Origin of the sequence: Lysinibacillus sphaericus, assembly GCF_006864135.1 — a bacterium.
Lineage (GTDB): Bacteria > Bacillota > Bacilli > Bacillales_A > Planococcaceae > Lysinibacillus.
Genome location: NZ_SADV01000016.1, coordinates 19394 through 38587 on the forward strand (window position 1 = coordinate 19394; position 19194 = coordinate 38587).

The following is a 19194-nucleotide window of genomic DNA, read 5'->3' on the forward strand; positions in this document are numbered from 1 at the left end:
ACTTTAATCAGTAGGAGGGGTTCTTCATCCTACACTAATTATTAATCTTCACTAATCGGGCTTTTTCGGGATAAAAATATCGCTACAAAAAACAGATGCTGAATAAAGAAAAAAAGATGCCTCAGCTTTTGAGACATCTTCTATCTACTACGAAAATACATAGCTATCCATATTATCTATTGTATTTTGGATAGCATCTTTTAAGGAACGCTGATGTTTGCCACAATCAGCTATTGCTTCTTCTAATGTAATTGCAGCATTTGCCATAAACGGTGCCATCTGCAAATCTTTCGCTAATTGAATAAGAACAAGTGCTTTATTCCATTTCCAACGCGCATTTTTCGAATCTAAGTTAATAGCTTGCTCTAAGTAGCCAAGTGCATCGAATGGCATCCACCCAAAGCGATGCATCGTTTGACCCGTGATGCCCCAATATAACGCCTTGTTAGGGTTTTCTTTTACTGCTTGTCTAAAACAATGGACACTCTCATTGTAATGATGTGCAAACAAAAACAGTTCACCTTGTGTAAAATATGATTGTGCCTTTTCAATTGAGGTACCTGTTGTTACTACATCCTCAAGTTCTTTAATACGCTTTGAAAACTCTGTTTCATCTTTGATCGCACGAATTTCGACTACGGTATCCGATTCAGGATAACTTTCATCCGCTCGTTCTGCATGTTGAGTTTCAACATCCAATGCAGGCTTTGGATAGCAAGTAAAATCATACTCTTCTAATAATTTAATATATTTATCAGCTAACGCTTTCTCATTGTTATCTGTAACTCGCTTAGCCGCCTCATAACACTTCATTAGCTCACCATTATAAAAATAATCATCCATTGTCATTCAATATTCCTCCAATGTACAACTCTTCAGTATATTTAGTATACACTACAAAAATCCATTATGGCATTTTTGCGTCCGGAGGCTTTAACTAGCAATAAAAAAAGACTGTTCAAAAATAACTTTTGATACAGTCTCAGCTTTACTTATTTTTTCAATACTTCTTTATTTAAAAATGTACGTAAATCTTCATCTGATAAGGCACCTTCAAAGCGTTGAACCTCTTTACCACCTTCAAAACGAATAAAAGTTGGTGTCGCATTAATATGATATTTATCCCATAAATCTTGATATTCCCAAACATTTAATTGAGCAATATCAACACCAAGCTTCTTAGCCATAGGCATTAACTTGGGTGTAAAAGCTTTACAGTGCACACATGTTGGACTGAAGAAATAAGCATTTACATCTTCACCAGCTTTTATTTTTTTTTCAAGCTCGTCGGGCAACATAATATTTTGGTAATTTTTATCATCTAATTGATCAATAGTTTCTTGTTTTAGTTCTTTGTCGCCGTAAGGATTATTTGCACTTTCTAACTTACTTTTGTTTGATACAAGCGTTACTACAATAATCGCTACAAATAACAAAACGATGACTGAGCCAATAATTAGTAGTTTTTTCACGAGAATATGTTCCTCCTTTTTCACACTAAAAACCCTAGTTTTAGTGTATTCGCAATTGATTATAATGTGTTTTTAAAACCTAGTAAACTAATAAGTCTTTAAAAATAAGTTTTTCCATAATTCAAACATAATTTGGCCCAAATTTGGGAACATACATATATAATGCTCAATACGAATATGGAGTGGTTAATATGAAACACACTATCCGAAATATTTTTCAAATTTATAAAAGTGATATCCATAATATTTTAACAAATTGGGTAGTTGCTGTCATTATTGGTGGGCTCATTTTTTTACCTTCTCTTTATGCTTGGCTCAATATTTATGCATCTATGGATCCCTATGCTCATACATCCAACATGAAGATCGCTATTGTCAATGAAGACACAGGAGCGAATGTTAGAGGAGAAGATATTAATGTCGGTAACGAGGTAGTAGACAATTTAAGTACCAATCAAAACTTTACTTGGGAATTTACCTCTCATGAACAAGCACTTGATAATTTAAAAAACGGTAACTATTTTGCGGTTATAGTTGTCCCTAGTGATTTTTCTCAAAAACTAACCTCCATACTTTCAAAAGTGCCTACTAAAGCGCATATCGATTATTATGTAAATGAAAAAATAAATCCAATTGCCCCTAAAATTACAAGTAAAGGTGCTAGTGGCCTGACGCAACAAGTTTCTAGCGAGTTTATCTCAACCGTTAATGGAACACTTTTTTCTATTTTTAATACGGTCGGTGTTGAAATGGAAAAGGAAATTCCAGATTTTAAAAAATTCGAAAATTACATTTTTACCATTGAACATCATCTTCCAGATATCGGAACATTTTTAGCGAAAACTGCTAATGGCGGAAAAGAAGCTGAGACATTACTGAATCATACGATTACGCAAGTTCCTGAGGTTGAAAAATTAGCAAATGATGGTCTAACAACTATCAGCTCAGGTTTAAAATTGATTAATGAAGCAGATACACTATTCAATCAGCTGTCCCCTATCGTAAAGAAAGATCTAGAATCTGTGCAAAATATTGCTCAACGATTTACAGATATTATAGGGAAGCTACAAAATGCTAATATAGATACAGCTGCTCTTGCACAAATAAAGGATACGATTAAAAACCAACTAGCTGCATCTCGTGAGAAAGTAAATACTAGCATCCAAACACTTGAAGCACTTCAAAAATTAACACAAGCTGATGCTTCGACTCGAAAACAACTTGAAAACAAGGTGCAAAACATCCTGACGGCGCTACAGCAAAGCAATTCAGATGATGTTAAGACTTTGCTAACTAACAATAAAATTATTGAACAACTTGAAGCTATACGTGGAGATTTACAGGCAAATCCTAGTTTTACTGATTATTCTTTAAGCGCTTTAACAGCATTAAATCAGCTAAATACTTTATTAACGGACGCCTCAACTAAAATACAGCAATTAAATAATATTGATGTCGAAACGATAAAAAAAGATCTTGCTGATGTTCAAAGTGTTGCTCAAAATGCTTCTAACAATCTTCATCAATTCCTTACGAATTATAACGATCATCTAGAGCCACAAATTCATACGACCTTGGCTTCTGCGAAAAATACTTTAACAAATGCATCAACCATGCTAACAAAAGTAAAAAGTATACTGCCTCAAGCAACAGATCGTTTAACAAATGCTAAAAATATGTTAGCCACAGCTAATAAGACCATTGGTACAGTACAATCAGATTTTCCTGCATTAAGTACAAAAATTAAAGCTCTTGCAGACAAGCTGAGAAAATTAGAAAGCGAAGCTGATATTTCTGAAATCGTTCAATTATTGAAAAACGACGTTAACGCTGAGCGAGATTTTTTTGAGGAGCCTATTAAGCTTGAGGAACATAGAATGTTTCCAATTGCTAATTATGGAACAGCTATGACACCGTTTTACACTGTGCTATCCATTTGGGTTGGTTGTTTATTATTAATTTCTCTATTATCTGTAGATATTCACGACAATACTCAATATAGTATTCGCCAAATATACTTTGGACGTTTATTAACATTTGCAACTTTTTCATTTATTCAAACGCTCATTATCACAATAGGTGATATTGTTATTTTAGATGGATCAATTAGTGCTCCTTACTTCTTTATTCCATTTGGGCTATTTATTAGTTTAGTGTTCATTACAGTTGTCTATACGCTAGTATCCGTATTCGGAAATGTTGGAAAAGCGTTAGCCATTGTCATGTTAGTATTGCAAATTGCAGGTTCCGGTGGCACATATCCTGTAGAATTACTACCAAAATTTTTCCAAATGATAAATCCATTTCTTCCGTTCACTTATGCAATTGGAATGATGCGAGAAGCAGTTGGTGGTATTATTTGGTCAAAGGTCTGGATTGATCTTGCCTTTTTATCTTTCTTCTGGCTCATTTTCATTCTATTTGGTTTCTTCATGAAAAAATTACTGAGTGAGAAAATGGAACTTTTAATGAACAAAACACGCGGATTAGATATTTTTCATTAATTTTCACTAGTGCTTTTCTTGTAAATCCTAAAACGAACGATGTTATAATGGAAGTATTTTAAACATGTAGGAGGCGCTTTTGTTGAAAAAACTACTATCTATTTTTACTTTGTCGTTATTAGTGTTAAGTGCTTGTGGTGAAGATAAACAGGTTGTTGAAAAAAATGCAGCGCAAAAAGAAGTTTCACATGAAGAACATAGACATGCTTCCGGAGATATTCAGGAGGAAACTGCATCTTCTGATATATTACCATCGTTTTTAGATAATAAATCAGAAGATATTCGCTTAGTGTATCAAATTGCTGGTCAGTCTACTGACATTTTAGAATGGATGCCATGCTATTGTGGATGTGGTGAATCAGCTGGACATAAAAGCAATTTAAACTGCTTTATTGAGGAAAAACGTGAGGATGGCACAATTGTTTGGGATGATCACGGTACTCGTTGTCTCGTTTGCCTAGAAATTGCTGTACAGTCTGCAAAAATGCATAAAGATGGTATGAGCCTAAAAGAAATTCGTCAAACAATTGATAACACATATAAAGAAGGCTACGCAAAACCAACACCGACTGATATGCCTGCTTAATAACAAAAAAACTCATCGTTATGATGAGTTTTTTTGTTATTTAACGAGTTGTAGCACCGTTTTAAAATGTGGATGATCTGCACGTTGTAATAACTCGTATAAAATCATTTCCATGCTTGTTGGTAAAATTCCAAGTGCCTTCATCTTCTCAAGCCCTATCTCTTTATTGGCCTTTGTACGAGAGGACACTGCATCTGCAACAACTTCAACCTCAAACCCTTGTTCTTTTAGCTGTATGGCCGTTTGATAGACACAAATATGTGTTTCGATCCCTGTCACAATAAATTGAGAACGACCACTTGCCTTCATTGCATCGACAAACTCTTGTTCCTGGCATGCACTAAAAGCCATTTTAGCTATAGGTTGTTGACCTTGAATATGCTGAGCAATATTTAACGCTGTCCCACCTAAACGGCTAGGATTTTGCTCGAGCCATAAAATGGGTACCTCTAATACTTGCATAGCTTGTACCAGCTTGGCCACATTTTCTATCACCGCTTCACTTTCATCAACAATTGTCGCTAACTTTCCTTGTACATCGACGACAACTAAACACGCTTCTTCTATTGTAAACATTTAAAACACCCCTTATAGCAGTATTCACTATTCATTATACCGAAAGTTACTTAGTTTATGTTCAAGGTTAGAGATATTTCGTCCATTTAACTTAATTAATGCTTAAAAAGCAATCAACGTTGGCTACTTTTTTGAGTTCCTTTCTACCTGTAAATGTATCCATCTTTACCCTATAAGAACTTAAACTATACTACGGAAAGCGTCCTTCTGGGGTGGAATGTGCAAGCGAGTACTGATTTGACAGAAGAAATTTCATTTAAACAAACACGAACATTTTATTATCACTCCGTTTTAGCAATATGTAAATCACGAAATATTAACTCATATATGTACGACTCCGTTTCAGTTTGTTCGTATTTAAAGCTAAAACGCTATTATGAATTTTAACTCAATTGTGTACATTTTATTGCGAGCCTGTCATTATTCTGCTCGAATAGCGAGAATTTTATTTTTTCTCTTGAAAATTGAGTTATAATCCAGTAAAGTGCTTTTAACGGTCAGTAATCCGCATATTCTATTATCTTTAAATTAAAAAAGTTAGCTAGATGACTATGAACTGATTGTAAAAGCCCGATAGATTCATTAACCAATTAGTAAGGACTAAACTGATTAAGGTTTGACCTTATAAAACAAACAAGGAGTGTACCACTTTGACACAACGAGCATACAATTTTAACGCAGGCCCTTCTGCCCTACCACTAGAAGTATTAGAAAAAGCCCAACAACAATTAGTAAACTTCCGTGACTCAGGCATGTCAATTATGGAAATGAGCCACCGCAGTGCCATTTTCGACGAAGTACATAATGAAGCAATTGCTTTATTGAAAAAGCTTTATGCTATCCCAGAGAACTATGAAGTCCTTTTCCTACAAGGTGGAGCTAGTCTTCAATTTACTATGATACCGATGAACTTCCTACAAGCAGATCAAAAAGCAAGCTACGTATTATCAGGATCATGGTCTGAAAAAGCTTTCAAAGAGGCTAAATTATTTGGTACACCTGTTGAAGCTGCTAGTACAAAAGAAAATAAATACCGCAATATCCCAACTTTAGCAAACCTCCAATTCAATGAAGAGGATGCCTATTTGCATATCACTTCAAACAATACGATTTACGGTACACAATGGAAGGAATTCCCTGAGACAGGTAATGTACCATTAATTGCGGATATGTCTAGTGATATTCTTTCTAAACCAGTAGATGTAAGTAAATTTGGTCTTATTTATGCAGGGGCACAAAAAAATCTTGGTCCATCTGGTGTAACAGTCGTTATTATTCGCAAAGATTTGCTAGAGAAAGCGAATAAAAATATTCCTACAATGCTTAAATATTCAACGCATGCTGACAGCAACTCTTTATACAATACACCACCAACTTTTGGTATCTATATGTTAGGTGAAGTATTAAAATGGGTAGAATCAAAAGGCGGTGTTGCTGAAATTGCCAAGCATAATGAATTAAAAGCAAAAGTAATTTATGATGCTATTGACAATAGCAATGGATTCTATACAGGTCATGCAACACCTGAAAGCCGTTCTTTAATGAACATCACTTTCCGTGTTGCTGATGAAGAGCTTGAAAAACAATTCCTTGCTGAAGCAAAAGCAGCAGGATTTGTTGGACTTAATGGACACCGTTCTGTAGGCGGCTGCCGTGCTTCTACTTACAATGCTGTACCATTAGAGGCTTGTGAAGCATTACGTGACTTTATGGTAGAATTCCAACAAAAACATCAAAAATAATCAATTTCTCCTAGGACGTGGCGTTCGTTCCTCTATTTCAGTAAGTGTTTGGATACCTACTGAAAAGGGACCACACATTCGCCAGTCATCTTCACCTTCAGAGATTGGACCCTTTCACTGAATAAAGATAAAAAATCGACGAATGTTTTACTTAACGTAATCATTCGTCTTTTTATTATTTATGGAAAGAAGACAAATACCCGTGAAGCAGCAAATACCTTCTATTCAATATTTAAGGGAATACATCTTTTTAAATGCCTAGCGGACATATTACCAATCTCCTTTCACTCAAAAATCATAGATTATTAAAGTGATGCGCAATACTAGTCGGGGAAGACCTTTGTACAAAAAAATTGAAACTACATGTATAAAAGCATATATACAATAAAATGGGTAGTTCCAAATGAAACCTCACTTGGAACTACCCCTCTCTTCAAATATTGTCATGTCAGAATTCACAATGTTTCATGCTTACACTCTGGACATTTACCATATATTTCAAATTTATGATTTTCAATCTCATAGTCTGGCAGCTTTTCTCCAAGCATTTCCATAGGGCAAAGATTTAACTCCTTAACATTGCCGCAATCCATACAAATAAAATGATGGTGATGATGTTCAGATTCACAATGCATACGGAAATTTCGTTCCCCAGATAACTCCGTTTCCTCCAGTATTCCTAGCTTCACAAACGTTGAAAGGTTGCGGTAAATCGTATCGAAACTCATACCTGGAAAATCTTTTTTCAAAACATCTAATAAATCTCGAGCAGTTAAATATTTATCTGTTGCTGCAAACATATCTAATATTAACTCACGCTTATCTGTTTTTTTAAAGCCGTTTTCTTTTAAAATTTCCCACGCTCTTGAAACATTCACTGCGCTACCTCCTCCCGTTTTGTAGCCATTTTAAATACCATTTTCTTCACTAGTATTACAAGCAACAAAATTAAGATAGAAGTAACGACAATTGTACCACCGGGTGCTAAATCTAAATAAAAAGCACTGACTAAACCGATTAACACAGCCGTTTCGCCAAAGACAATTGCATAAATGATTGTTTGCTTAAAGCCCTTTGCAAGTCGCATTGCAGCAGCCACTGGTAACGTCATAAGTGATGATACAAGTAAAATACCGACGATGCGCATACTTGCAGCAATAACAAGCGCTGTAACGATCATAAACAAGAGATGAATCCAACGTGCAGGCAGACCGCTAGCTTTTGCATATTCCTCATCGAAAGATAAAACAAAAAGTTCCTTAAAAAATATAAATAAAAAGATAATGACAACGGCAGCAATTCCTACTACTACCCATAAATCCTGACGTGATACAGCTGACACTGAACCAAATAAATAGCTCATTAAATCCGTGCTAAAACCACTCGCAAGCGAGATAAAAATAGCACTAATACCAATGCCACCAGACATAATAATTGGAATAGCAAGCTCTTCATAGTGCTTATATAAACGTCTAAGACGCTCAATTAAAATTGAACCGCTGACAGAGGCTAGTATGCCTAAGTAAATCGGATTTAGCATCGCTAATGCTGTAACAGATTGACTGATATATAAGCTTCCCGCTATTCCCGCCAGTGTCACATGTGACAAGGCATCGGCAATAAGTGAAAGCCTGCGAACGACAATAAAAACACCTAATAGCGGTGCCAATATGCCAATTAATAGCCCAGAGAAAAAGGCATTTTGTAAAAATTCGTAGTTAAAAATTGCTTCAATCATTATGCCTTCTCCTTCTAGTGAATCTTTCTCACAGAATGGCCATACCAAGCATCAAGCGCATCATGAGAAATTGTATCAAATTCATTTTTGTAACCGTGGAAATGTATAGTTTGATTTAAACATGCCACATGACTGATACGATTAGACACTGTATCAACATCGTGTGTAACAAGAATCATTGTAATTCCCTGTTCCCGATTCAATTTCGCCAGCATATCATAAAATGACTGCACATTCTCATGATCAATGCCGACAGTTGGTTCATCTAATATTAGTAGCCTCGGTTCACTAACTAATGCTCTTGCAATAAAGACACGTTGCTGTTGCCCACCAGATAACTCACCAATATTACGATTGATAAATGCTTCCATTCCAACAGCTTTTAATGCTTCTAACACTTTTTCCTTTGCATCTCGTCCAGGTCTTTTAAATAATCCTAATTTTTTCGATAATCCACTTTTCACTACTTCTTGGACAGTTGCTGGAAAACCCGAATTAAAGGCATTAGATTTTTGTGACACATACCCTATCCATTCACGATGCTTAAAAGTTGAACTTGGTACACCAAATAGCTTTATTTCTCCAGACATTGGTTTAAGTAATCCTAGAATAATTTTTAATAATGTAGATTTCCCTGAACCATTCGGACCAAGAAGTGCTAAAAAATCTCCCTCTTCTACACGAAAAGAGATATTTTTTAATACTTGAGTATAGTCATATTGAAATGACACGTTTTCAATGTCAATTAATGATTTTTTCATGTATGTTCTCTTCTTTCTAATTCAAAATCATTACGATTTACAAGTTGTAAGTATAAATGAAAGTACAGTTTTTGTAAAGAAAATAAAATCATCACCATAACGTGTGGTTGATTTCCGTTCCGACTGGGCGCTTTGTTGCTGTCGCTTCGCTTTCGCACAGAAAAAATCATTTGTTGCTGTCGCTTCGCTTTCGCACAGAAAAAATCATTTGTTGCTGTCGCTTCGCTTTCGCACAGAAAAAAAACATTTGTTGCTGTCGCTTCGCTTTCGCACAGAAAAAAACATTTGTTGCTGTCGCGCAGATAAAAGCTTCCTGGGGGCGTCCGATGAGCCGCTTGGGGCAACGGATGTTTTTTGTGCGAAAGCGTAGTGTAACGTAGCGACGGCAACAGGATGTTGGTCACGAAGGCGTTATCACAGGATGTGATGGTTTTAGCCTTCGTTCATCTATATCGCTTATCCCCAAGGAGTCGCCCAGCCTCCACTCCAATCAACTTAAGGCATACGTTTTAACAAATGTCATCCAAGCTTTTGGTGATGACCAGAATTAAGATTATCATGCGTGTTGATTAGAAAAATAAAACTGTATTTTATTATTTGAACCGCGCTATTTTGTAACAGGCATTGATTCCAACACTTTTAATGTGAAGGGTTTTCATAACTGTCACGACTCACAAGAGTGATTTTCTTCAAGAAACTAAACAACTTTAAAAGGAGGATTAGCTTTGAGTATTCAATTTTTACAGCAATTAACACAAAGTAGTGATAAGGAAGTTGTTGCGATTGCACGTGCTGAAGGATTTGAAATTACTACTTCTGAAGTAAGAAAACTCCGTCCTTATTTGGAGCAATTCTCATTTACGTGGCTCTTTTTAGGTATTCCTAAAGATATTCTTGTAGAGGTAGAAGCTGTTTTAGGTAGAAAGCGTTCCAGACAACTAATTGCATTGTTTACGAAATAATCAATTCCGCCTTGGCGTAATTGTAGCTGACGCATTGCTTTCGCTACAGTAGGCATTTGCCGCTGTCGCACAGATAAACCTCTATTTCAGTATGTGTTTAGACACCTATTGAATAAAGGATCACATCAGCATTCATCTCATCACCATGGAGATAAAAAAAGCCCGAAAATCAGCAAATACGCTGATTTCGGACTTTTTATTCTATCCTCTTAGAGCATCGATTAACGCTGGTTTAAACTCTCCATTACGAAGCATTTCAATTTCATGCTTATAAGGAGCCGATTTTGATTTAGCATCACTATTTAAAGCAACAAATGGAGTTTCTAGGATTTTAGGAATCTCCATTAATTGTGGATGATGCACAATATTTTTTAATGCATCAAAGCCAATATGACCGAAGCCAATATTTTCGTGACGGTCTTTTCCTGCACCACGGACATTTTTTGAATCATTGATATGCAGGACTTTGATACGCTCAACACCTATTAGTTTATCAAACTCATTTAAGACGCCATCAAAATCTTCTACAATGTTATAACCAGCGTCATGAGTATGGCATGTATCAAAGCAAACTGAAAGACGTTCATTATGCGTTACGCCATCTATAATTTTTGCAAGTTCTTCAAAGGAACGGCCACATTCAGTTCCCTTCCCCGCCATTGTCTCCAATGCGATTTGTACAGGGTAATCCTGTGACAGTACTTCATTTAAACCTTCAATAATCTTGGCAATCCCTGCGTCTGCTCCCGCACCGACATGGGCACCCGGATGCAATACAATTTGTGTTGCTTCCAACGCTGCTGTTCGTTCGATTTCAGTTTGTAAAAAATCTACACCTAGACGGAAAGTTTCAGGTTTTTCTGTGTTCGCAATATTAATAATGTATGGAGCATGGACAACAATATTTGTCATACCATGCTCTTTCATGTGTAGTAAACCATTCATTATATTGAGGTCAGCAATTGCCTTACGACGAGTGTTTTGAGGTGCTCCTGTATAAATCATAAAGGTATTTGCCCCATATGAAAGGGCCTCTTTACTTGATCCGAGCAGCATTTCTTTTCCGCTCATTGAAACATGTGATCCAAGTAGCATTTGAATGCCTCCTTATTTTTTACCGCGAGCTTTTAAACGACGTTCACGTTTTTTAACTTTTTCCATTTCCCATTTCATATTACGCTTGTAGCCTGGTTTTACTTTTTTCGGCTTCCGCACTAATGCTTTAGCCTTTGCATCGATTTCATTTTCATGCTTCACACGATTTTTACGTGCATGACGATCTTTTAGTTCAGACCATTCGCCATCTTTTACGTCTTTTTGAACAAATGGAATGCCCATCTTCTCAACGCGTACTACTGCATCCTCATCTGATGGCTCAAACAAAGTGATAGCCGTTCCTTTATTCCCTGCACGCGCTGTACGTCCCACACGATGAATAAAGAATTCTAAGTCCTCTGGAATTTCGTAGTTAATGACATGTGAAATTCCTTGAATATCGATACCACGCGCTGCAAGATCTGTTGCAACGATATATTGATAGTCCAACTCTCGAATTTGCTTCATCATCCTCTTACGATCACGTGGACTTAAATCACCATGTATTTGACCACAGCGAATCCCATTTTCATTTAAGAAACCTGCAACGTGCTCTGCAGTTTTGCGTGTGTTGGTGAAAATTACCGCTAAAAATGGGTTGATTCCTTCAATAACATCCAGCAAACGTTTGTTACGTGATTTAGAACGCACTGGTACAAGCACAAAGTCAATTCCTTCTGCAACCGGGCGTTTATCGTTCATATGAATATGAACAGGTGCTTCCATATATTTTTTTAAAAAAGGCTGAAGCTTTTCTGGAATTGTTGCTGAGAATACAAACATTTCAAGGTTTTCTGGCATTTGGGAAGCAAAACCATCGATTTCCTCTATAAAGCCCATATCGAAGGCTAAATCTGCCTCGTCGACAACTAACATTGATGCCGTATGCACAAATAACGCTTGCGCTGTAACGAGATCACGAATACGCCCTGGCGTCCCGACAACAATTTGTGGTTGCGTTTTTAATTTATCAATGGAGCGTTGTTTGTCCGTACCTCCAATAAATAGTTTCGCTTGAATAGTTGTTCCTTCTATTAATTGATTTAGCGCATCAAAAATTTGTTGTGCAAGCTCACGTGTAGGTGACGTAATAACAGCTTGTACTTCCTGCTTGTCAGCATTAATTCGTTGCACAATCGGAATTAAAAAACTATGTGTTTTTCCCGTCCCTGTATGCGCTTGTCCGATTGCACTCTTACCTTTTAATAGTAGCGGAATGATTTCCTTTTGAATCGGCGTTGGTTCTGTAAAGCCAAGTCTTGCAATTGCGTCCTGCAAAAATGGCTGAAAATTATAATCAGTATATTTTGACATAATTCGTTCCTCCTAACATCTTTCACATTGTATCATGATTCGAACTCCAGGTATATTAACGTCCTATTATCTCAAGCATGAACATAATTTTATACTTTTATCATGGCTGTAGCGAAGCCCTTATCAAAGTTACTCGAAATACTGTGAATATGCAATAAAAAAAGCGCTCAGAACTGTACATAAATTCTACTCCTGATTGTAAAAAGCGGTATGGTAATTTAATCGTAAGACTTCGACATTCCCATTTTGTGAGGAGATTTTCTCTATGGTGAGCTCCCATTATAATTTAGTCTAAATCTTTTTAGTTTGTTAAACATAGTTTTAATACTATTTTGATTTTGCTACTTATACTAATGATGAGCTAAAAATTAGTATTTTTTATGTCAATTTATTGTTAACTAATGCTTTGAAGAATTACCATATGTTACGATAAAAATGTAAGATACTAGAGGAGGTTGACTTATCATGAAAGCAGCAAGATGGTATAAAGCAAAAGACATCCGAGTAGAAAACATTGAAGAACCAGTAATCTCACCTGGAAAAGTAAAAATTAAAGTACATTGGACAGGGATTTGCGGTAGTGATTTACATGAATACACAGCTGGCCCAATATTCATTCCAGTAGAACAACCTCACTATGTAAGTAAAGATATTGCGCCAATTGTTATGGGCCATGAGTTCTCTGGTGAAGTAGTAGAAATTGGCGAAGGTGTTACAAAGGTACAAGTTGGGGATCCCGTAGTTGTAGAACCTATTCTTGCATGTGGCGAATGTGCCGCTTGTAAAAAAGGAAAATATAATATTTGTAAGCATTTAGGATTCCACGGTCTGTCTGGCGGCGGCGGAGGTTTCTCTGAATATACAATGGTAGATGAAAAAATGGTACATAAAATGCCAGAAGGTCTTTCCTACGAACAAGGTGCACTTGTTGAACCAGCGGCAGTAGCATTACATGCAGTTCGTCAAAGTAAACTAAAGGCTGGCGATACAGCAGCTGTTTTTGGCACTGGGCCAATCGGTCTTCTAGTTATCGAGGCATTACGTGCAGCTGGAGCGGCGGAAATTTATGCGGTAGAACTTTCGGCGGAGCGTGCTGCTAAAGCATTAGAACTAGGCGCTACAGCAGTTATTAATCCTAAAGATGAGGATGCAGTAGCTCGTCTACATGAATTAACAAATGGTGGCGTAGATGTTGCATTTGAAGTAACAGGTGTTCCTGTAGTATTACAACAAGCTATTGATTCAACAACATTTGAAGGAGAAACAATTATCGTTTCTATTTGGGAAACTGCAGCTTCTATTCTGCCAAACAATATCGTACTGACAGAGCGTTCTGTAAAAGGTATCATTGCATATCGCGATATTTTCCCAGCGGTGATGGAATTAATGAAACAAGGTTACTTCCCTGCTGAAAAACTTGTAACGAAACGAATTGCTCTTGATGAAGTCGTAACAGAAGGCTTCGAGGCACTAATGAAAGAAAAAAACCATATTAAAATCCTTGTCAATTCACAAGCTTAATATATAGAGAGACAGGTAGAGAAAACGAAGAAACTTTTCTCTACCTGTTTTTAATTTTGTTACCCCTCTTTTTTCTCCATTTTTTTCATAATATCTAAATTGGCCATTAGGTAGTTCACCTTATTTTCTCCAAAAGTCCCTAACGTACGTTTTTCTGTATTTTCTTCTATAATTTTTTCAATCTCATCCTTCGCAAGCCCACTTGCTTGGGCAATTCGATCGACTTGTATTTCTGCAGCCTTCACACTAATATGCGGATCCAAACCTGAGCCTGAAGCGGTCATTAAATCAGCAGGTATGTCTTGTCGTTTAACGGATGGATTTGCTAATAAAAACTTCTCGATATCTGCTTCTATCCGTTTCTTTAATTCTGGGTTCGATGGTGCATAGTTAAATGTTCCAGAGCTAACACCACTATAGTTCACCTGGCCATTTTCATCTGGTATCGTATCCTCTTTCGTATAGACATTATAGTTAACAGATGAGACACGCCCCCAGAAATATTCTGGTGCAGTAAAAGCTTGACCGATTAATGCTGAACCAACAGCTTCACCATCCGCTTCTATTAAACTACCATTTGCTTTATGATGAAATAACCCTTGAGCTAATGCAGTTACTGCAAATGGGTATATAAAACCACATAAAACGAACATTGTCATTGAGATTAAAAATGCTTGCTTTGAATTCTCAAAAAATTTCCGCATGTCCTTCCTCCTATAAACCAAACATCTGGAATAGTGGTCCAACTAGTAAATCAATCAATTTAATGCCAATAAAGGGAGCAATAATTCCACCTACACCATAAACAAGTAAGTTTTTATTTAATAACTTTATAGCACTCATCGGCTCATACTTTACACCCTTCATTGCAATAGGTATTAATAGTGGTATAATCACTGCGTTAAAAATTAAAGCAGAAATGATCGCACTAGATGGCGAATTGAGATTCATAATGTTTAATGTCCCCATCTCTGGTACAGCGACCATAAGCATAGCTGGAATAATAGCAAAATACTTTGCGATATCATTTGCAATACTGAAAGTCGTTAATGCCCCTCGCGTCATGAGCAACTGTTTTCCTATTTCTACAACTTCAATAATTTTAGTTGGATTTGAATCTAAATCGACCATGTTCGCAGCTTCCTTTGCAGCGTTCGTTCCCGAATTCATGGCAAGACCTACGTTTGCTTGTGCTAATGCAGGGGCATCGTTCGTCCCGTCACCAGTCATCGCCACTACTTTCCCTTGTGCCTGCTCATCTTTAATAACTTGAATTTTGTCTTCTGGCTTACTTTCTGCTATAAAGCTGTCCACCCCCGCTTCCTTTGCGATAGCCGCTGCCGTTAAAGGATTATCTCCTGTACACATGATCGTTTTAATCCCCATCGTTCGAAGCTTTTCAAAGCGTTCCTTGAGTCCGGCCTTTACGACATCCTTTAAGTAAATGACACCTAAAATTTTATCGTTTAACGCTACTACGAGTGGTGTCCCACCAACAGAAGATACTTGTTGAATCAGTTGTTCCAAATTTGTAGGAATGCTATGACCTGCTTTTAGGCTCTCTTTTTTTATCGTATCATAGGCTCCTTTTCGAATTTTTGTGCCATCCTTCCTATCCAAACCACTCATACGAGTTTGTGCGGTAAAGGGAATATGTTCACTTGACTTAATAATGTCTTCTTCACCGTCTATATTCACTCCTAATTCACAAGCAAGTGACAAAATAGACTTTCCTTCAGGTGTATCATCTGTTAAAGAACTAAGCCATGCAGCTTGCAGTAAATCTTTACTTTCCACCCCTATTACTGGGAGAAATTCAGCTGCCATGCGATTTCCATAAGTAATAGTTCCAGTTTTATCTAAAATTAATGTATCTACATCTCCACACGCCTCTACGGCTCTTCCAGACATCGCAATAACATTAAACTGAGTAACTCTATCCATTCCTGCAATACCGATGGCCGACAATAATCCACCAATGGTTGTAGGAATTAAACAAACTGTAAGGGCAATTAATGTTGCGATGGAAATCGGTACATTTAAATAAGTTGTCATTGGATAGAGCGTCACAACAACTAATAAGAAAATAATCGTTAAACTTACTAAAAGTGTATTGAGTGCTATCTCATTTGGCGTTTTTTTACGACTGGCTCCTTCGATGAGTGTGATCATTTTATCTAAAAATGATTCACCAGGCATCGAAGTAATTTCGATCATCAACCAATCACTCGTAACCGTCGTACCACCTGTAACTGATGAGAAATCTCCACCCCGCTCCTTTACAACAGGCGCAGATTCACCTGTTATCGCCGATTCATCTACTGTAGCAATGCCTTCCAAAACTTCTCCATCATTTGGAATAACCTCACCTGCCTGAACTAAAACAATATCGCCCTTTTTTAGTTCATGTGCCTGTTTAAGTATTTCAGAGCCATCACTAAGTAAAACACGAGCCTGTGTAACTGTTTTTGTGTTTTTTAACGTTTGAACTTGTGCCTTTCCTCGCCCTTCAGCAATCGACTCGGCAAAGTTTGCAAATAGAATAGTTACAAAAAGAATGCTAGCGACGATCGCATTATACAATCGATCATGTTCTACTACTTCGCTACCAAACATATTCGGGAAGAGGGTTAATAGCAGCACAAACATAAACCCTACTTCTACTACAAACATAACAGGATTTTTCAGCATATATAATGGACTAAATTTTTTTAAAGCGTCTATAATCGAGTTTTTTAGCATATTGCCCGTAAGCAAACCTTTTCTTGCTGTTTCCATAGGTGTCTCTCCTTATTAAAAATCAATTTCGCCTTGGCGTAATTGCCGCTGACGCTTCGCTTTCGCGCAGATAAACAATGCGTCCGGATTTTAGATTCATTCCTTTCAAAATCCGTGACATCCGCCGGAGGCTTAGGCCAACATGATGTTGGTCACTCAGTCGTGTGTTGCTGTCGCTTCGCTTTCGCACAGATAAATTGCCACAGGACGTGGCGTTCTTAGACTGAGTTCCTCTATTTCAGTAGTTATTTAAAAGGAACCACATCCGCATTCATCTCACCTCATTCAGAGGCGGGAGTCTTAAACTGAATGAAGATAAAGTTGTAAGTGCTCCGTAATTGGCCCAAGTGCTAATGCCGGTAAAAATGTAAGAGCACCAATCATTAACACGATAGCAACAAGTAAAAATGTAAAAATAGTATTATCTGTTCTTAATGTTCCTACCGAGTCACTGTGAAACATTTTTTTAGCTAGTAGGGACGCTATAGCTAGTTGAATAATGATCGTCAAATAACGTCCGAAGAACATGGCAAGCCCTGTCGTCACATTCCAAAATGTTGAGTTGTCAGCTAATCCCTCAAAACCTGAGCCATTATTTGCTGAGGCAGATGCAAATTCATAAAGAACTTGAGATAACCCATGTGCACCTGGATTCGTTACGGCTGCTACTCCTGACGGTGTTAGTACTGCAAGCGCTGAAAATAGCAAAATAATAGCAGGATGGATGAGAATACAAAGTGCAATTAGCTTCATTTCCTTCTCTTCAATTTTCTTACCTAAAAACTGAGGTGTTCGACCAATCATCAAACAGGCGATAAAAATTGTTAATAACACATACATCATCATGTTCATCAGGCCGACTCCCTTGCCTCCAAACACAACATTTAGCATCATATTAAACATCGGTACAAGACCACCAAGCGGCGTTAATGTATCATGCATATTGTTGACAGACCCCGTTGTAAAAGCAGTGGTCACTGTCGTAAATAACGCAGATTGTGCCACCCCAAAGCGCATCTCTTTTCCTTCCATACTTCCTAGGTCCTGTACAATTCCGAGCTCATTAATAATTGGATTACCCGCTCTCTCCGCAACATACACCGTCATCAATCCAACTAGGAACAGCGCACTCATTGCCACAAAAATGGCGAGCCCTTGCTTTCCAAAGATCGTTTTCCTTTTTCCATATGCAACCATTAAACTAAAGGCAACTACACAAGCACCTGGTAATAACATCATAGATAGCATCTCCACAATATTAGAAATGACCGTTGGATTTTCAAAAGGTGTTGTTGAATTCGCCCCATTGAAGCCACCACCATTTGTTCCTATATGCTTGATAGATTCAAGAGAAGCTACAGGTCCAAGTGCAATATCTTGTAATTTACCTTCTATTGTTTGTACAGTTTTATTCGCACTCAAGGTTTGTGGTGTACCTTGAGAGACTAAAATAATGGCCACAACAATAGCTATAGGTATTAACACACGTGTGATAACACGCACAAAATCCACAAAGAAATTACCAATAGTGTCGGTTTTAGCAACAAGACGTCGGCAGAACGCCATACAAGCCGCATAACCAGTAGCTGCAGATGTAAACATCATAAAAATAATGATTAGCATTTGTGATAAATAACTTAGTCCTGATTCGCCACTATAGTGCTGAAGATTTGTATTCGTTATAAATGAAATTATGGTATTAAATGAAAGTGTTGCTTCCATATTGTCAATATCATTTGGGTTTAACAACAACATAGCTTGAATTCGTAAAAGAAAGTATCCACTAAACACCATAAAGGCGTTCGACAAAATTAATGAAAGTACATACTGTTTACCAGTCATATCTACTTGCTTAATGCCACATAATTTATAAATAAATCCATCAAATCTGTCCATTATTGGATCAAGCCAAGTTTTTTGTTGCATCGTCACCCGAAATAAATAATGACCGGTTAAAATAACGATTGGTAAAGAAATAATTAACACGATGGCGATTTGCCACATACCGCAATACCTCCTACAAGCCTATTAATAATTTTCAGGATAAAGTAATGCATGCCCTAGATAACCGAAAAGGAATACAAGTACAATCCCCATAACAATCCACATTTTTTATTCCTCCTTACTTTTCACCGACTAACTTGA

Annotated in this window: 16 protein-coding genes; 5 read left to right on the plus strand and 11 right to left on the minus strand. The window is 37.1% G+C overall.

Features of this window, described 5'->3' with window-relative positions:
- Positions 1–147: 147 nt before the first annotated feature.
- Positions 148–849: an O-linked GlcNAc transferase gene (locus tag C7Y47_RS16720; RefSeq protein WP_142509818.1), complete on the minus strand. Its 702-nt coding sequence runs from the start codon at positions 847–849 to the stop codon at positions 148–150.
- Positions 850–992: 143 nt separating this feature from the next.
- Positions 993–1472: a thioredoxin family protein gene (locus tag C7Y47_RS16725; RefSeq protein WP_142509819.1), complete on the minus strand. Its 480-nt coding sequence runs from the start codon at positions 1470–1472 to the stop codon at positions 993–995.
- A 191-nt stretch (positions 1473–1663) separates the two neighbouring features.
- Here C7Y47_RS16725 and C7Y47_RS16730 point away from each other — a divergent pair, with 191 nt between their 5' ends.
- The gene (locus C7Y47_RS16730; RefSeq protein WP_142509820.1) at positions 1664–3976 is read left to right on the plus strand and encodes a YhgE/Pip domain-containing protein; all 2313 of its coding nucleotides are present in this window, start codon (positions 1664–1666) and stop codon (positions 3974–3976) included.
- Between the two features lie 82 nt (positions 3977–4058).
- Positions 4059–4562, plus strand: coding sequence for a PCYCGC motif-containing (lipo)protein (locus tag C7Y47_RS16735; protein ID WP_142509821.1), 504 nt, complete (start codon positions 4059–4061; stop codon positions 4560–4562).
- Between the two features lie 36 nt (positions 4563–4598).
- On the opposite strand, the gene C7Y47_RS16740 is transcribed toward C7Y47_RS16735, so the two are convergent.
- Entirely contained in the window at positions 4599–5138 is a 540-nt protein-coding gene (locus C7Y47_RS16740) for a hydrolase (protein ID WP_142509822.1), read from the minus strand.
- 650 nt (positions 5139–5788) lie between these two features.
- On the opposite strand from C7Y47_RS16740, the gene serC reads away from it, so the two are divergent.
- The gene (gene serC, locus C7Y47_RS16745) at positions 5789–6880 is read left to right on the plus strand and encodes a 3-phosphoserine/phosphohydroxythreonine transaminase (RefSeq protein ID WP_142509823.1); all 1092 of its coding nucleotides are present in this window, start codon (positions 5789–5791) and stop codon (positions 6878–6880) included.
- Positions 6881–7335: 455 nt separating this feature from the next.
- Here the strand turns inward: serC and C7Y47_RS16750 are convergent, their stop codons facing one another.
- Genes C7Y47_RS16750 through C7Y47_RS16760 form a run of 3 tightly spaced genes read right to left on the minus strand, consistent with a single transcriptional unit; the run spans position 7336 to position 9379 of the window.
- Complete coding sequence (locus C7Y47_RS16750; protein ID WP_142509824.1) at positions 7336–7758, minus strand: Fur family transcriptional regulator; 423 nt, start codon at positions 7756–7758, stop codon at positions 7336–7338.
- The gene (locus C7Y47_RS16755; protein WP_142509825.1) at positions 7755–8618 is read right to left on the minus strand and encodes a metal ABC transporter permease; all 864 of its coding nucleotides are present in this window, start codon (positions 8616–8618) and stop codon (positions 7755–7757) included. The genes C7Y47_RS16750 and C7Y47_RS16755 overlap by 4 nt, the downstream gene beginning before the upstream one ends.
- 14 nt (positions 8619–8632) lie before the next feature.
- A complete protein-coding gene (locus C7Y47_RS16760; protein WP_142509826.1) occupies positions 8633–9379 on the minus strand; it encodes a metal ABC transporter ATP-binding protein in 747 nt (248 codons plus the stop codon).
- A 725-nt stretch (positions 9380–10104) separates the two neighbouring features.
- Here C7Y47_RS16760 and C7Y47_RS16765 point away from each other — a divergent pair.
- Complete coding sequence (locus C7Y47_RS16765; protein ID WP_053484617.1) at positions 10105–10341, plus strand: Nif11 family protein; 237 nt, start codon at positions 10105–10107, stop codon at positions 10339–10341.
- A gap of 201 nt (positions 10342–10542) precedes the next feature.
- Here C7Y47_RS16765 and C7Y47_RS16770 read toward each other — a convergent pair whose 3' ends face one another.
- Both C7Y47_RS16770 and C7Y47_RS16775 read right to left on the minus strand, forming a co-directional pair.
- Positions 10543–11436 carry a deoxyribonuclease IV gene (locus tag C7Y47_RS16770; protein ID WP_142509827.1) on the minus strand — a complete coding sequence of 298 codons (894 nt, stop codon included), beginning with the start codon at positions 11434–11436 and terminating at the stop codon, positions 10543–10545.
- Positions 11437–11448: 12 nt separating this feature from the next.
- Positions 11449–12750, minus strand: coding sequence for a DEAD/DEAH box helicase (locus C7Y47_RS16775; protein WP_142509828.1), 1302 nt, complete (start codon positions 12748–12750; stop codon positions 11449–11451).
- 465 nt (positions 12751–13215) lie between these two features.
- Here C7Y47_RS16775 and C7Y47_RS16780 point away from each other — a divergent pair, with 465 nt between their 5' ends.
- Complete coding sequence (locus C7Y47_RS16780) at positions 13216–14271, plus strand: 2,3-butanediol dehydrogenase (protein WP_142509829.1); 1056 nt, start codon at positions 13216–13218, stop codon at positions 14269–14271.
- A 59-nt stretch (positions 14272–14330) separates the two neighbouring features.
- Here C7Y47_RS16780 and kdpC read toward each other — a convergent pair whose 3' ends face one another.
- The 3 genes from kdpC to kdpA form a co-directional block, all read right to left on the minus strand.
- Complete coding sequence (gene kdpC, locus C7Y47_RS16785) at positions 14331–14975, minus strand: potassium-transporting ATPase subunit KdpC (protein ID WP_142509830.1); 645 nt, start codon at positions 14973–14975, stop codon at positions 14331–14333.
- 10 nt (positions 14976–14985) lie between these two features.
- The gene (gene kdpB / locus C7Y47_RS16790) at positions 14986–17049 is read right to left on the minus strand and encodes a potassium-transporting ATPase subunit KdpB (protein WP_142509831.1); all 2064 of its coding nucleotides are present in this window, start codon (positions 17047–17049) and stop codon (positions 14986–14988) included.
- A gap of 300 nt (positions 17050–17349) precedes the next feature.
- Positions 17350–19053, minus strand: coding sequence for a potassium-transporting ATPase subunit KdpA (kdpA, locus tag C7Y47_RS16795; protein ID WP_142509832.1), 1704 nt, complete (start codon positions 19051–19053; stop codon positions 17350–17352).
- Positions 19054–19194 lie beyond the last annotated feature (141 nt).